Origin of the sequence: Nitrosovibrio sp. Nv6 (genome assembly GCF_900110495.1) — a bacterium.
Classification (GTDB): Bacteria; Pseudomonadota; Gammaproteobacteria; order Burkholderiales; family Nitrosomonadaceae; genus Nitrosospira.
In genome coordinates, this window is record NZ_FODX01000003.1 from 244,390 (window position 1) to 259,483 (window position 15,094).

A 15,094-nucleotide genomic window follows, 5' to 3' on the forward strand; every position below is an offset into this window, starting at 1 on the left:
GACTTATGCAGCGGTGCCGTCAAGCAAGTGCTTCACGGAATCCCGCTCATCCACCAACTCCTGGTAGGTAGCCTGCATTTTGGCTTTACTGAATTGACTGACCTCCAGACCACGGACAATATGGTAGGCGCCCTCCTTGCAGGTTGCGGGAAAACCATAAATAACCCCCTCCGGAATGCCATAGCTACCATCTGAAGGGACCCCCATCGATACCCAATCGTTTTCCGGCGTGCCGAAAACCCAGTCGCGGACATGGCCAATGGCAGCATTGGCGGCGCTTGCGGCGCTCGACAGACCGCGCGCCTCAATGACTTCGGTACCGCGATTCTGCACGGCAGGGATGAAATAGTCTTCTATCCATGCAGGGTCATTGACGAGGCGAGCAACTTTGTCGCCATCGACCTCGGCGTGATTCAAATCAGGATATTGTTTAGAGGAATGATTGCCCCAGACAATCATTTTTCTGATGCCGGCAACAGGGTGTCCAAGCTTCGCGGCAATCTGGGACAAGGCGCGATTATGGTCCAGCCGCATCATGGACGAAAAATTACTCGGCTTCAGGCCCGGTGCATTTTTCATGGCAATGTAAGCATTAGTATTGGCGGGATTGCCCACTACCAGAATCTTCACGTCGCGACGGGCGACTTCATCCAGCACCCTGCCCTGGCTGATAAATATCGCACCGTTCGCTTCCAGCAAATCCTTGCGCTCCATGCCCTTCCCCCGCGGTCTGGCACCAACCAGCATGGCGATACTTACGTCACGAAAAGCAGTTTTGGGATCGTCGGTAACCGTTACACCCGCCAACAGGGGAAATGCGCAATCTTCCAGTTCCATGACCACGCCTTTCAGCGAGGGCACCGATTGAGGGATATCCAGCAACTGCAGGATAACGGGTTGATCCTTGCCGAGCATGTCGCCAGCGGCAATGCGAAATACCAGACTGTAACCGATTTGGCCAGCTGCGCCAGTGACCGCGACGCGAACGGGAGTATTCATCTTGGCTCCTGAAGGAGATTATCGGTACAGAAAATTCGTTTGAATTATCTTCCAATGCGCACGATAGCTTATCTAAGGCCGAGCCAGAAGGACGAAACGAAGCCAGCTCGCAACAATCCATGCGCGAATGTCCCGTACTCTATTTAACACCGCCCTTCATTTCATACCCTGCGGCGCCACGGTCGGTAGGAACAAATGAACCCGACTATAAAAACATTCACCTTGGCTGTCAAACTACCGACATCTAATGTTCTCTGGGAACCCTGTCGGATCGAGAGGGGCGTGCTTTTGGCCCCCTCGGTTGTATCGCTGAGTATAACGGTCTAAACTTAATCTGCCGCTGAATGCAACCGCAGGGAATAAGACTTGCAAAAAACACGCCCAAAGTATCTTGATCTGCTGGAAATCAGGCAGCCGCTCCCTGCCGTCGTTTCCTTCCTCCATCGCGTAAGTGGCGCGCTGCTGTTCTTTCCGGGCATCCCTCTCGTTCTTTGCACCCTGGATATGGTATTGAATTCTCCGCAGGGCTATGCTCAATTGCAATCTCTTCTAGCCAACCCGCTGTTCAAAGCGGGATTATTATTATCGCTTTGGTTCTTCCTTCATCATCTCCTTGCAGGCATTCGTTTTCTCGCCCTGGATCTCCATTATGGCGGGGCCCTGCATCAAGCGCGTTTAACCAGCAAGGCCGTACTGGCGGCCGGAATCATTCTCACGTTGTTGATCGGTGTGGCGATATGGTAAAACGCGTGACAACCGGCGCGCACTACGGTCTACGCGATTGGCTGGCGCAACGCGTGACCGCCGTTGTGATGGTAATATTTATCCTGTGCCTGGTTGCGGCACTCCTGATTTCGCCGCCCCACGATGACAATGCGCTGAAGGCGATGTTCAGCAACCAGTGGGTGCGCATTGCTTCTTTCCTGTTTCTGGTCAGCCTGTTCTGGCATGCGTGGGTTGGCATGCGCAATATCCTGATGGATTACATTCACACTACCGGTATTCGTCTGACTTTACAGGTACTGGTCATATTGTCCCTGCTATTTTATACGATCTGGTCTGTGGAAATCTTATGGAATCTGTGAGCTTAATTATGCGATCTGTGAGTTTAAGCATGAAAATAGCGTGGCAATAGTCAGGAGAAAATTCGATGCGGTAATCGTCGGTGCCGGCGGCGCGGGAATGCGCGCGGCGCTGCAGTTGTCGGAAGCCGGACTTAAAGTGGCAGTATTGTCCAAGGTATTCCCAACCCGCTCACACACGGTAGCTGCGCAGGGCGGAATTGCCGCCGCGCTCGGAAACGTCACTGAGGATAACTGGCACTGGCACATGTACGATACGGTGAAAGGTTCTGATTATCTCGGAGATCAGGACGCCATCGAATTCATGTGCCGCCAGGCCAGTGAAGTGGTGTATGAACTGGAGCATTACGGCATGCCGTTCGACCGTTTGGAAAATGGGAAGATTTACCAGCGCCCCTTCGGCGGACAATCGCAGAATTTCGGCGGCGCACAGGCAACGCGCTCATGCGCGGCGGCTGACCGAACCGGGCACGCCATGCTGCATACGCTGTATCAGCGCAATGTACAGGCCAACACCCAGTTTTTTGTCGAATGGATGGGACTGGACCTGATCCGTGATGAAGAAGGCGATGTGTGCGGCGTGACCGCGCTGGACATTGAGACTGGGGAAGTCATGGCGCTGCAAGCAAGGGCAACGCTGTTCGCCACCGGCGGCGGCGCGCGCATATTCAGCGCCAGCACCAATGCATTCATCAATACGGGCGATGGCCTCGCAATGTCGGCTCGTGCCGGGGTTCCGCTGGAGGACATGGAATTCTGGCAGTTTCATCCTACCGGTGTATATGGCGTTGGCGTACTAATCAGCGAGGCCGTGCGCGGCGAAGGCGGCTATCTGCTCAATAAGGATGGCGAGCGCTTTATGGAACGCTATGCGCCGAATGCCAAGGACCTGGCGAGCCGGGATGTGGTATCGCGGGCCCTGACCACGGAGATAAAGGAAGGACGCGGCTGTGGCAGGGATGCCGATTATCTGCTGCTGAAGCTCGACCACCTGGGCGCGGATGTGATCAAGACGCGGCTGCCGGGCATTCGTGAAATCGCCATAAAGTTTGCCCATGCAGACCCGATCCATGATCCGATCCCGGTAGTGCCCACTGCACATTACATGATGGGGGGCATTCCCACCAATTTTTACGGGCAGGTGGTGGCGCCCTATAAAACCGGGCCTGAGGAAGTGGTGCAAGGCTTCTATGCCGTGGGCGAGTGTGCTTGCGTGTCCGTACACGGCGGTAACCGCCTGGGCACCAATTCACTGCTCGATATTCTCGTGTTCGGCCGGGCTGCCGGCAATCGGATGATCGAGGATTTGAAAAAGAACCGGCATCACAAACACCTGCCTGCCGACGCCTCGGATAAAGCGCTGGCGCGGCTCTCCCGTTTGAATGATCAGAAGGATGGCGAGAGCGTAGCGCAAGTGGGCGACCTGCTACGCAAGACCATGCAGACGTATTGTGGCGTTTTCCGTTTCCCGGACATGCTCAAACAGGGCGTGGAAAAAATCGGCGAGGTCGCAGAACGTGCTATGCGCACTGAGATCAAGGACAAGAGCAGAGTATTCAATACTGCCCGGGTGGAAGCGCTGGAACTCGAAAATCTGGTGGAAGTGGCGGTCGCCACAATGGTTTCGGCTGAAGCACGCACCGAAAGCCGGGGCGCCCACGCCCGCGATGATTTTCCCGACCGGGATGACGACAAGTGGCTCAAACACACGCTGTATTTCAGGGAAGGCCAGCGGCTGGATTATAAGCCGGTCCGGTTGAAACCGTTGACGGTTGAGTCGTTCCCACCCAAGGCGAGAACGTATTAACGAGAATCGGTTTTATTAATGACTGCCAGCCGGCAGTTAGCCTGGTTGCGGGCCCAGGACGGCACCCGTCGTCTGCGATAGCGACGATCAGCTCTAGCGTCACCCTGCTGTATCCCGGAGGGCGTCGATTTGAAGTCGCAGTGATCTGCACACGCCATTTTTTCCTGCGTGAATAGTGATACAAGACGCCGTTAATGATTATCGTCATTTAATTGGATAAATCATGACTGATTCTGTAAAGAAATCTATTTTTGAGCATGAAAAAGGCGGGTTCGATATCGAGTCGATCAAACAGTCTCTCGCCAACTGTTTGACCTATTCGGTGGGCAAAGGACCCATTACCGCCACGGATCGCGACAGGTTCTTCGCTGCGGCGTATCTCGTGCGCAACCGCCTGATCGACCGCTGGATGGAAACCATGCGCAGCTATTACGCTCATGACGTAAAACGGGTTTACTACTTTTCGCTGGAATTTCTAATGGGGCGGGCACTGATGAATGGTGTGCACAACCTCGGTTTCGACAGGCAGTTCCGTGAGGCACTAGACGAATTGGGGATCAATCTGGACGATGTGCGTGAAATAGAGCCAGATGCGGCATTGGGAAATGGCGGACTGGGCCGGTTGGCGGCCTGCTTTCTCGACTCCATGGCCACGCTCGACCTCCCCGGCTACGGCTACGGCATCCGTTATGAGTACGGCATGTTTGCTCAGCGCATCGAGGATGGGAGACAAGTCGAGCACCCGGATAACTGGCTGCGTTATGGCAACCCCTGGGAATTCCCCCGTCCGGAGGTGCTGCACCACGTTAAATTTCATGGCCGCGTGGTTCAATACGCGGAGCAGGGTGCGATGCGCTATCACTGGATCGATACCGATGATGTGATGGCCATGGCTTTTGACACCCCTGTCCCGGGCTATGATACCCACACGGCCAACAACATGCGCTTATGGGCAGCCAAGGCGACGCGTGATTTCGAATTGCGCTATTTCAACGAGGGTAATTACGTCAAGGCGGTGGAGGATAAGAACGCCTCGGAAAATCTGTCCAAGGTGCTCTACCCTGATGACACTACGGCAATGGGACGCGAGTTGCGGCTGAAGCAGCAATACTTCTTCGTGTGTGCTTCATTACATGACATCCTGCGCCGGTATCGCAAGCATCAGGACAACTTCGATTCCCTGCCCGATAAAGTCGCGATCCAGTTGAACGATACGCATCCGGCAATTGCCATCCCCGAATTGATGCGTGTGCTCGTGGATTTGCATCATCTGGGGTGGGAGGAAGCGTGGACTATCACTACCCGCACTTTCGCCTATACCAATCACACCCTGATGCCCGAGGCGCTCGAAACATGGCCGGTTGCCCTGTTCGAAAATGTGTTGCCTCGCCATTTACAGATCATTTATGAAATCAACCATCGGTTTTTGAAAGACGTAATGCACCGATACCCAGGAGATACCGGAATTTTGCGGCGCATGTCCATCATCGACGAGTCGGGCGGAAGGCGAATCCGCATGGCGCACCTGGCGATTATTGGCAGCCACAAGGTAAACGGAGTAGCGCAAATTCATACCGAACTGATGAAGCAGACCATATTTTCGGACTTCGACCGCTTTTATCCCGACAAGATCATCAATATAACCAATGGCATCACCCCTCGGCGCTGGCTGAACCAGGCCAATCGGCGTTTGGCCGAACTCATTTCTTCGCGCATCGGCTCCGGTTGGGTGAAGGACCTGGGTCAGTTGAAGCGCTTGGTACCGTTGGTTGAGGACACAACCTTCCGCAGCGAGTTCGCTGCTGCGAAGCGTGTGGACAAGGAGCATTTTGTTGCGATGGTGAAACAAAAGCTCAACATTGATATTAACGCGGATTCGCTGTTCGACGTTCAGATCAAACGTATTCACGAATACAAACGGCAGTTGCTAAACGTGCTGCATGTGGTGACGCTGTACAATCGCATTCGCCATAGGCCAGACATGGATCACATGCCGCGCACCGTAATTTTCGGAGGCAAGGCGGCGCCAGGTTATGCCATGGCCAAGCTCATCATCAAGCTTATTAACGATATTGCCGACATAGTGAATAATGACCCAAAGGTGGCCCACCGTTTGAAAGTGGTGTTCATACCCAATTACGACGTTTCGACTGCGGAAGAAATGATCCCGGCCGCGGATCTCTCGGAACAGATTTCCACCGCGGGCACGGAGGCATCGGGAACGGGAAACATGAAATTGGCATTGAATGGAGCGCTGACGATCGGCACTGCTGATGGCGCCAACATTGAAATCCGCGACGAAGTTGGAGAGGATAACATTTTCATATTCGGCCTCTCGGCGGCGGAGGTCGCCAAAATGAAAGCAAGCGGCTATCAACCCCGGGATTTCTACCATGCTAACGCGGAATTGCAGGCTGTGCTCGATATGATCGGTTCGGGTTTTTTCTCGCCGGATGAGCTGGATCGATTTAAACCAATTGTGGATTCGCTTTTACAATATGGCGACGAATATCTGCTGCTGGCGGATTATGCATCCTATGTCGCCTGTCAGAAAAAAGTTGAACTCGCATACCAGGATCAGGAGCAATGGGTACGCAAGGCGATCCTGAACGTTGCCAATATGGGCAAATTTTCCAGTGATCGTACCATCAAGCAGTATGCCTCCCAGATATGGAATGCGGAGCCGGTAGTACCTGAAGCGACGATTGATGAAAGTGGTGAATCGCTGATATCCACGAATTCATGAATCCATCGAGGGCTCGAATTAAGTTGCAGATTTTCAAGAATTCCGGAGAAATGATGTTTCGATTATGTCGGACTTATTATGCTGATGGAATCTAGTGTTCTTCGTAACCAATTACTAATCCGCTAATTCATAAATCAAGGAATCGGCCATGAGATTCTCGATCTACCGCTTCGATCCGGACAAGGATGAGAAGCCTTACATGCAGGATTACGACGTTGTACTGGAGCCGGCAGACAGAATGCTGCTGGATGCGCTGGTACGAATCAAGACAGTGGATGACAGCTTGAGTCTGCGGCGATCCTGCCGCGAAGGGGTTTGCGGATCGGACGGAATGAACATCAACGGACGCAACGGACTGGCTTGCATCACCCCGGTTGCCGGATTGAAAGAGCCGGTGGAACTGCGCCCTTTGCCGGGACTGCCGGTGATACGCGACCTGATCGTGGATATGACGCAATTTTTCAAGCAATATCACTCAATCAAGCCTTACCTCATCAACAACGACCCCCCGCCCGAAACCGAGCGACTGCAATCGCCTGAGGAAAGGGCGCAGCTGGATGGACTGTATGAATGCATACTCTGCGCATGCTGCTCTACAGCGTGTCCTTCATTCTGGTGGAATCCCGATAAATTCGTGGGTCCTGCCGGACTGTTGCAGGCATACCGCTTTCTCGCGGATAGCCGCGACCAGGCAACTGCCGAACGGCTGGATTATCTGGAAGATCCGTATCGCCTGTTCCGCTGCCATTCCATCATGAACTGCGTGGATGTGTGCCCCAAGGATTTGAATCCAACCAGGGCCATCGGCCGGATCAAGGACATGATGGTGAAAAGAACCGTATGAAAAAACTGGAGCGTGCCCGCTGGCGCTGCCGGCGTGGTCTGCTGGAACTGGATATTGTGCTGCAAAGGTTTATGGACGAGTATTACGCTAAACTCGACGAAGCGGAGCTCGAGCAATTCGAAACCCTGCTGGACCTTCCCGATAATGACTTATGGGATATGATTAACCTGAAAGAAACAGGGAACGGAAACCTGCAACCTGTACTGCGTCTGCTACAAAAAGTTTAAACGTATCGCAGCTTTTACCGGAAATGAAAACAATGGGGAACAACATGGAACACAAACGTAGCGCGACTCTCGATCTGGGTAATGGCAGCGAACCGCTGGAATTTCCGATCCTGTCCGGCAGCATGGGGCCGGATGTGGTGGATTTTCGCAAGTTGCACGCCAGAGGCGGTGTGTTTACCTATGATCCCGGCTTCCTCTCCACTGCCAGCAGCAGTTCCGCGATAACTTTTATCGACGGCGACGAGGGCGTTCTGCTTTATCGAGGTTATCCGATTGAACAATTGGCAAAGCATTGCGATTTCATGGAAGTCTGTTATTTGCTGATGAATGGAGAACTGCCTAATAGTGCTCAAAAACAGTCGTTCGACAATACCATCAAGGAACATACGATGGTGCACGAGCAACTCGCCCGTTTTTATACCGGCTTTCGCCGCGATGCCCATCCCATGGCGGTAATGGTCGGTGTGGTCGGCGCGTTGTCGGCGTTTTATCACGATGCGATGGATATTTCCGACGCCGGGCACCGTGAGCTGTCCGCCTTCCGGCTGATAGCGAAATTACCGACGATTACCGCCATGACCTATAAATACAACATCGGCCAGCCTTTCATTTATCCGCGCAACAACCTTAACTACACAGAAAACTTCATGCATATGATGTTCGCCACGCCCGCCGAGGAATATCAATCGAACCGGGTATTGGCGCGGGCCCTGGACCGCATCCTGATTCTGCATGCCGATCACGAGCAGAATGCCTCCACTTCCACTGTGCGGCTCGCCGGATCCAGCGGCGCAAACCCGTTTGCCTGCATTTCCGCGGGTATTGCCTGCCTATGGGGCCCGGCGCATGGCGGAGCGAATGAAGCCTGTCTCAATATGCTGGAGGAAATCGGCGACGATTCGCGCATCGGCGAGTATATCGCCCGCGCAAAAGACAAGGACGATCCTTTCAGGTTGGTGGGATTCGGCCACCGCGTATACAAAAATTTCGACCCCCGCGCAACATTGATGCGCGAAACCTGCCACGAAGTGCTGGATGAACTGGGGCTGCACGATGATCCCTTGTTCAAGCTTGCGCTTAAGCTGGAGAAAATCGCACTGGAAGATGAATATTTCATTTCCCGGAAACTTTATCCCAATGTCGATTTTTATTCCGGCATCGTGCAGCGCGCACTGGGCATCCCGGTCTCCATGTTCACTGCCATATTCACCACCGCCCGCACTGTAGGCTGGATTGCGCAATGGAGTGAAATGATCGCCGACCCCGACTACAAGATCGGACGGCCGCGCCAGCTTTATACGGGCGCCGTTACCCGGGATGTGGTTCCGATTGCATCGCGAAAATAATCCGCTTTGCCAAACGTCGAGGTCTTTGGCCATGATGAAGCAATTGTTCGAGAATTCTCTACTGTTCGGCGCGAATGCGCCCTTCGTTGAAGGGCTTTACGAACAATACCTCCAGAATCCGGAATCCGTTCCATCGGAATGGCACAACTATTTCGATAAACTGCAACGGGCAAACCAGGGGACGGGACCGGCTGGACGGGCTGCTCGTGATGTTCCGCATGGGCCGGTGATCGAGTCGTTCATCCGGCTGGCGAAGGAACACCCGCGCCGCGCTGGCCAGGTAGCAGCTCAGGAAGCAGTTCAGGGCGAGCGCATTCTGACGACAGAACGCAAGCAGGTATCTGTGCTGCAGATGATAAATGCATACCGTTTTCTCGGCGTGCGCCATGCTGATCTCGACCCTCTGAAACACCAGGAGAAACCGCACGTTTCCGAACTCGATCCCGCATTTTACGGCTTGACCGAGGCGGACATGAACACGGTTTTCGGAACCGGTTCCTTGATCGGCCCGCCTCGTGCATCGCTCGGGGATATTTTACAGACACTGCGGCAAACGTATTGCGGCAGTATCGGGGTCGAGTACATGTACATTACCGATACCGAGCAAAAACGCTGGATACAAGGCCGTATCGAAGGATCGCGCGCGCAGCCAAATTATCCCGCCGAATATAAACGTCATATTCTGGAGCGCCTCAACGCGGCGGAGGGTCTGGAAAAATATCTGCATACACGCTATGTGGGGCAGAAACGCTTCTCCGGCGAAGGCGGCGAAAGCCTGATCCCGTTATTGGACAATCTGCTGCAGCGCGCCGGCCGGATGGGCGTGCAGCAGATGGTTATCGGCATGGCGCATCGCGGACGGCTTAACGTGCTGGTCAACACCTTGGGCAAGGTACCGGCCGACCTGTTCCAGGAATTTGAAGGCAAGCATGTGCACGAACTGACTGAAGGCGATGTCAAATACCATCAGGGCTTTTCCTCCGCTGTCTCCACAACTGGCGGGATAATGGGACTCTCGCTGGCGTTCAATCCGTCGCATCTGGAAATTGTAGATCCGGTGGTTCAAGGTTCCGTACGCGCCCGTCAGCACCGCCTTAAGGACAGGGAAGGCGACCTGGTATTACCTGTGCTGCTGCATGGCGACGCCGCATACTCCGCCCAGGGCGTGGTAATGGAGACCCTGAATCTGTCGCAGACGCGTGGATATGGAACCGGCGGTACGGTGCATATCATCATCAATAACCAGATCGGGTTCACAACGTCTGATCCACGCGATGCACGTTCCACACTTTATTGCACCGACGTGTCGAAAATGATTGAGGCGCCTATTTTCCACGTCAATGGTGACGATCCCGAAGCAGTCGTCATGGTGACTGAAATCGCGCTGGACTTCCGGATGAAGTTTCATAAGGATGTCGTCGTGGATATGGTTTGCTTCCGCACCCTTGGCCATAATGAACAGGACGAACCAATGGTGACTCAGCCATTGATGTACAAGATTATTGCCCGCCATCCCGGTACGCGCAAACGCTATGCCGATAAACTGGAAAGCGAAGGTGTTATCAGTGCCGGCCAGGCTGAGCAGATGATGAAGGCCTATCGTGACGACATGGACGCGGGCCGCAACCCCAATAAAACCATAATTTATGGTTATAAATCACCGAATGCCGTGGACTGGACTCCCTTTCTGGAGGATAACAAGTGGGATGCAAAGGTGCAGACCGGGCTGCCGATAACAGAATTGAAGAAACTGGCCCAGCGACTGACGGATATTCCGGAAAAATTCAAACTGCACGCCCGGGTGGAAAAGATCATCGCCGACCGCCGCTCGATGGGCGAGGGAAAACTACCGCTTGATTGGGGAATGGCTGAAAATCTTGCGTATGCGGCGCTTCTGAAGGACGGCTATGCGGTGCGCGTCTCGGGACAGGATTCGGGACGAGGGACTTTTTTTCATCGCCATGCTGTACTGCATGATCAGAACCGGGAGCGATGGAACGAAGGCACATATGTTCCGCTGCGGCACATCGCACCGGCACAGGCTGATTTCGTGATAATCGATTCAGTATTGTCGGAAGAAGCCGTACTCGGCTTCGAATACGGCTATGCTACCGCGGAACCGAATGAACTGGTTGTTTGGGAGGCGCAGTTTGGCGATTTCGCCAATGGTGCCCAGGTGGTGATAGACCAGTTTATCGCGTCGGGGGAAGCCAAATGGGGCCGGCTGTGCGGTCTGGTGATGATGCTTCCGCATGGCTATGAAGGCCAGGGGCCTGAACACTCCTCGGCACGTCCGGAACGCTATCTGCAGTTATGTGCGGAATACAATATCCAGGTTTGTGTTCCATCCACGCCCGCACAGATGTTTCATCTGCTTCGGCGCCAAATGATCCGGCCGCTGCGCAAGCCTTTGATCATCATGAGCCCGAAAAGTCTGCTGCGGCACAAGGAATCGGTGTCGAGCCTCGAAGATCTCGCTAATGGCGGTTTTCAGAACGTCATTCCCGAAGTGGAAAAGCTTGATTCCGCAAATGTACGGCGCATGATTGCGTGCAGCGGGAGGGTATATTATGACCTGCTGGCCTATCGTCGGAAGCATGAAATCAAGGACGTGGCGATTATCCGTGTCGAGCAATTGTATCCCTTTCCCCATGATGATTTCCAGATTGAAGTCGAGCGCTATCCCCAAGCCAAAGATATACTCTGGTGTCAGGAAGAGCCCGGCAATCAGGGGGCATGGCATCGCATCCAGCACTATCTGATGCGGCACAAGCGTCCCGATCAGGTTTTAGGCTGCGCATTCCGCCCCTCGTCGGCGTCTCCGGCGGTAGGGTATCTGGCAAAACACAACTTTCAGCAGAACGAGCTGATAGTAGCGGCGTTTCGCGAAGAAATTTAAGACAAAGGGGAAGGATTATGCTCGTCGATGTCAAAGTTCCCGTGCTATCCGAATCGGTAGCGGAAGCCACTCTACTTTCCTGGCATAAAAAAGAGGGCGAACAGGTTGATCGTGATCAAAATCTGATCGATGTTGAAACCGATAAAGTCGTGCTCGAATTGCCGGCGCCCGCTACAGGAGTGCTGACAAAAATCATCAAGGGGGATGGGGCGACAGTGGCAGGCGGCGAAACCATCGCCACCATAGACACCGAAGCTGCCCCAGCGGAGGCTGAAGTCGCTTCGGCTGAGGCCGAAGCCGTGCCAGCGGGGGGCAAAGCAGCTCCAGCTGATACCAAAGCGGTCGCAGCGCCGACCGCCGCCCCATCGGGTGCAGAATCCGTCTCGGCGCCACCCTCAGCCACCACGGAAGCCCCGATGATGCCCGCGGCACAGAATATGGCGGCACAGGCAAATCTCACGGCAGAGGAAATCAGTTCCATCAAAGGCAGTGGACGGGACGGTCGCATTACCAAGGAGGATGTAGCGGCCCAGGTGGAAAAGAAACGGGCTTCTTCTGTCCAGCCATCCCCCCCGGTCTCTCCGGCAGCCCGGCCCGTTTCCACAGCAGCCGCGCCTGCGCATGCGGGCAATCGCACCGAACAGCGGGTGCCCATGTCGCGGTTGCGGGCGCGCATCGCCGAGCGGCTCGTACAATCGCAATCCACCGCCGCGATACTCACCACTTTCAACGAAGTCAACATGCAGGCGGTCATGGATCTGCGTGCCCGCTACAAGGAAAAATTCGAGAAAGAGCATGGCGTCAAGCTCGGCATTATGTCTTTTTTTGTCAAGGCGGCAGTCGCAGCGCTGAAAAAATTCCCCATTGTCAACGCATCGGTTGATGGAAACGATATCGTCTACCATGGTTATTACGACATAGGCATCGCCGTAAGCAGCCCGCGCGGATTGGTGGTTCCGATTATTCGGGACGCAGACTCTCTGTCTCAGGCGGAAATTGAAAGGCAGATTGCTGATTTCGGCAAACGCGCTCTGGACGGCAAACTAACCATTGAAGAGTTGACCGGGGGCACCTTCTCGATCACCAATGGCGGTGTGTTCGGTTCGATGCTTTCAACCCCCATTATCAATCCGCCGCAAAGCGCGATTCTCGGCATTCATGCCACGAAAGAGCGCCCAGTGGCCGAAAATGGGCAAGTGGTGATCCGACCCATGTGTTACCTCGCGCTTTCTTACGATCACCGGATTGTGGACGGGCGGGAAGCGGTGCTTTCTTTAGTGGCAATGAAAGAGGCACTGGAATATCCGATGAGTCCGTTGCTGGAAGCCTGAAGCCAATAAGCGTAAATCGCGGTCTCGGGAAACAGATTTGCTTATGTCTGTTTCCCTGTTTTTGCATGAGTGAAAAATATGTCGAAATCTTTTGATGTCGCGGTAATCGGCGCGGGCCCCGGCGGCTACGTGGCGGCAATCCGTTGCGCCCAATTAGGGCTCACTACCGTTTGTATAGATGAATGGAAAAATCCACAGGGCAAACCCAGCCTCGGCGGAACCTGCCTGAATGTCGGCTGCATTCCCTCAAAGGCGCTCCTTGAATCGTCCGAGAATTACGAACGTGCCGCGCATAAATTCTCTGCTCATGGAATCAAAGTGGAAGGTCTGTCAGTGGACATCCCGGTAATGATGTCGCGCAAGGACAAAATCGTCGCGGGCTTCACCGGTGGCGTCGCCATGCTGCTCAAAAAAAATAAAGTCGCGTCGATGCATGGATGTGGAACTTTGCTCAAGGCCAGCAAAGACGAGAGCGGCAGCCATGATGTCTGGCAAATCGAGGTGAAGAACGGGGACGAGACCGACACCGTCGAGGCAAAACACATCATCATCGCCACGGGCTCAACACCGCGCACGCTGCCGTTTGCCCCTGTGGACAATGAGCGAATACTGGACAATACCGGCGCACTGGCGATGACAGAAGCGCCAAAGCGGCTGGGTGTGATTGGCGCAGGCGTGATCGGCCTGGAAATGGGCAGTCTGTGGCGGAGACTCGGTTCAGAAGTCACCATTCTTGAAGCACTGCCCGGCTTTCTTTTGGCGGCCGATGAGCAAGTGGCAAAAGAAGCGCGAAAAATCTTCACCAGAGAATCTGGTCTGATCATACAAACCGGTATCAAAATAAGCGGGATCAAAACCAACAAAAAAAGTATCACGGTTGAGTATACCGACGCCGAGGGTACCGGGAATACCGGGGAGAGTGCGCAAAAACTGGAAGTGGATAAACTGATTATCGCGGTTGGCCGTGTTCCGAATACGGCTGGACTGGGAGTAGAAAATGTCGGGCTGAAATTGGATGATCGCGGTTACATTGAAGTGGACAGCAATTGCCGCACTAATCTGCCTGATGTATATGCTGTAGGAGACGTAGTGCGCGGACCTATGCTTGCGCATAAGGCTTCCGAGGAAGGCGTCGCGGTTGCCGAAACCATTGCTGGGCATAAGGGACACGTAAATCTGGACACAATCCCATGGGTAATCTACACCTCGCCGGAAATTGCCTGGGTGGGCAAAAACGAGCGGGAGTTGAAAGCGGCAGGGGTTCAATATAAAGCGGGACAGTTTCCTTTCATGGCTAACGGCCGCGCACGCGCGCTCGGAGAGACGGGTGGCTTCGTCAAAGTACTGGCGGACGCGGAAACCGACCGAATTCTGGGTATCCACATGATTGGCCCCTACGTTTCCGAAATGATCGCCGAAGCGGTAGTGGCGATGGAGTTTGCGTCCAGCAGTGAAGACATCGCCCGCATCGTTCACGCCCATCCCTCGCTTTCGGAAGTATTGCATGAGGCGGCGCTGGGGGTGGATAAACGCGCGATTCATATATAAGGTTGTCAGGCCTGAATTTGTGCCGTCCCTGCTCCCTTACTTTCGCTTCCTACTTTTACCTGGAGCAATAATTACTGTAAGAGTTTAATTCTCGACAACCGCGGGATATGGACAGGATGCTGAGGCACCATTGTTCCGGCAGTTCAAGAACAATGTGCACGGCACGCCCAGACCGCATTACGCCAAGCTCAGCCTATACCAAGATATACTGAAGTCCTCAACGAGTTCGACATCCCAGGCGAGACAGGGAGCCGCACCTGATGCA

Annotated in this window: 11 protein-coding genes; 10 read left to right on the forward strand and 1 reads right to left on the reverse strand. The window is 54.2% G+C overall.

What is annotated here, in order from left to right; translation table 11 throughout:
• Positions 1-3: 3 nt before the first annotated feature.
• Positions 4-999 (reverse strand): malate dehydrogenase, encoded by a 996-nt coding sequence (locus tag BMX66_RS09755; RefSeq protein ID WP_090881605.1) that lies wholly within the window; start codon positions 997-999, stop codon positions 4-6.
• Between the two features lie 366 nt (positions 1,000-1,365).
• Here BMX66_RS09755 and sdhC point away from each other — a divergent pair, with 366 nt between their 5' ends.
• The 10 genes from sdhC to lpdA all read left to right on the forward strand — a co-directional run bounded on the left by sdhC (position 1,366) and on the right by lpdA (position 14,829).
• Positions 1,366-1,743: a succinate dehydrogenase, cytochrome b556 subunit gene (gene sdhC / locus BMX66_RS09760; protein ID WP_090881607.1), complete on the forward strand. Its 378-nt coding sequence runs from the start codon at positions 1,366-1,368 to the stop codon at positions 1,741-1,743.
• Positions 1,737-2,084, forward strand: a complete 348-nt coding sequence (gene sdhD, locus BMX66_RS09765; RefSeq protein WP_090881609.1) for a succinate dehydrogenase, hydrophobic membrane anchor protein — start codon at positions 1,737-1,739, stop codon at positions 2,082-2,084. Before sdhC ends, sdhD begins: the two co-directional genes overlap by 7 nt.
• Positions 2,085-2,124: 40 nt before the next feature.
• Positions 2,125-3,888, forward strand: a complete 1,764-nt coding sequence (gene sdhA, locus BMX66_RS09770; protein ID WP_090881611.1) for a succinate dehydrogenase flavoprotein subunit — start codon at positions 2,125-2,127, stop codon at positions 3,886-3,888.
• A gap of 223 nt (positions 3,889-4,111) precedes the next feature.
• Positions 4,112-6,634, forward strand: coding sequence for a glycogen/starch/alpha-glucan phosphorylase (locus BMX66_RS09775; RefSeq protein ID WP_090881613.1), 2,523 nt, complete (start codon positions 4,112-4,114; stop codon positions 6,632-6,634).
• Between the two features lie 148 nt (positions 6,635-6,782).
• Positions 6,783-7,478, forward strand: coding sequence for a succinate dehydrogenase iron-sulfur subunit (locus BMX66_RS09780; RefSeq protein WP_090881615.1), 696 nt, complete (start codon positions 6,783-6,785; stop codon positions 7,476-7,478).
• Positions 7,475-7,705 (forward strand): FAD assembly factor SdhE, encoded by a 231-nt coding sequence (locus BMX66_RS09785; protein ID WP_090881617.1) that lies wholly within the window; start codon positions 7,475-7,477, stop codon positions 7,703-7,705. The genes BMX66_RS09780 and BMX66_RS09785 overlap by 4 nt, the downstream gene beginning before the upstream one ends.
• Positions 7,706-7,749: 44 nt before the next feature.
• Positions 7,750-9,051: a citrate synthase gene (gene gltA, locus BMX66_RS09790; RefSeq protein ID WP_090881713.1), complete on the forward strand. Its 1,302-nt coding sequence runs from the start codon at positions 7,750-7,752 to the stop codon at positions 9,049-9,051.
• A gap of 31 nt (positions 9,052-9,082) precedes the next feature.
• The gene (locus BMX66_RS09795) at positions 9,083-11,950 is read left to right on the forward strand and encodes a 2-oxoglutarate dehydrogenase E1 component (RefSeq protein ID WP_090881620.1); all 2,868 of its coding nucleotides are present in this window, start codon (positions 9,083-9,085) and stop codon (positions 11,948-11,950) included.
• Between the two features lie 17 nt (positions 11,951-11,967).
• Positions 11,968-13,281, forward strand: a complete 1,314-nt coding sequence (gene odhB, locus BMX66_RS09800; protein ID WP_090881622.1) for a 2-oxoglutarate dehydrogenase complex dihydrolipoyllysine-residue succinyltransferase — start codon at positions 11,968-11,970, stop codon at positions 13,279-13,281.
• Positions 13,282-13,359: 78 nt separating this feature from the next.
• The gene (gene lpdA / locus BMX66_RS09805; RefSeq protein ID WP_090881623.1) at positions 13,360-14,829 is read left to right on the forward strand and encodes a dihydrolipoyl dehydrogenase; all 1,470 of its coding nucleotides are present in this window, start codon (positions 13,360-13,362) and stop codon (positions 14,827-14,829) included.
• Positions 14,830-15,094: the final 265 nt, after the last annotated feature.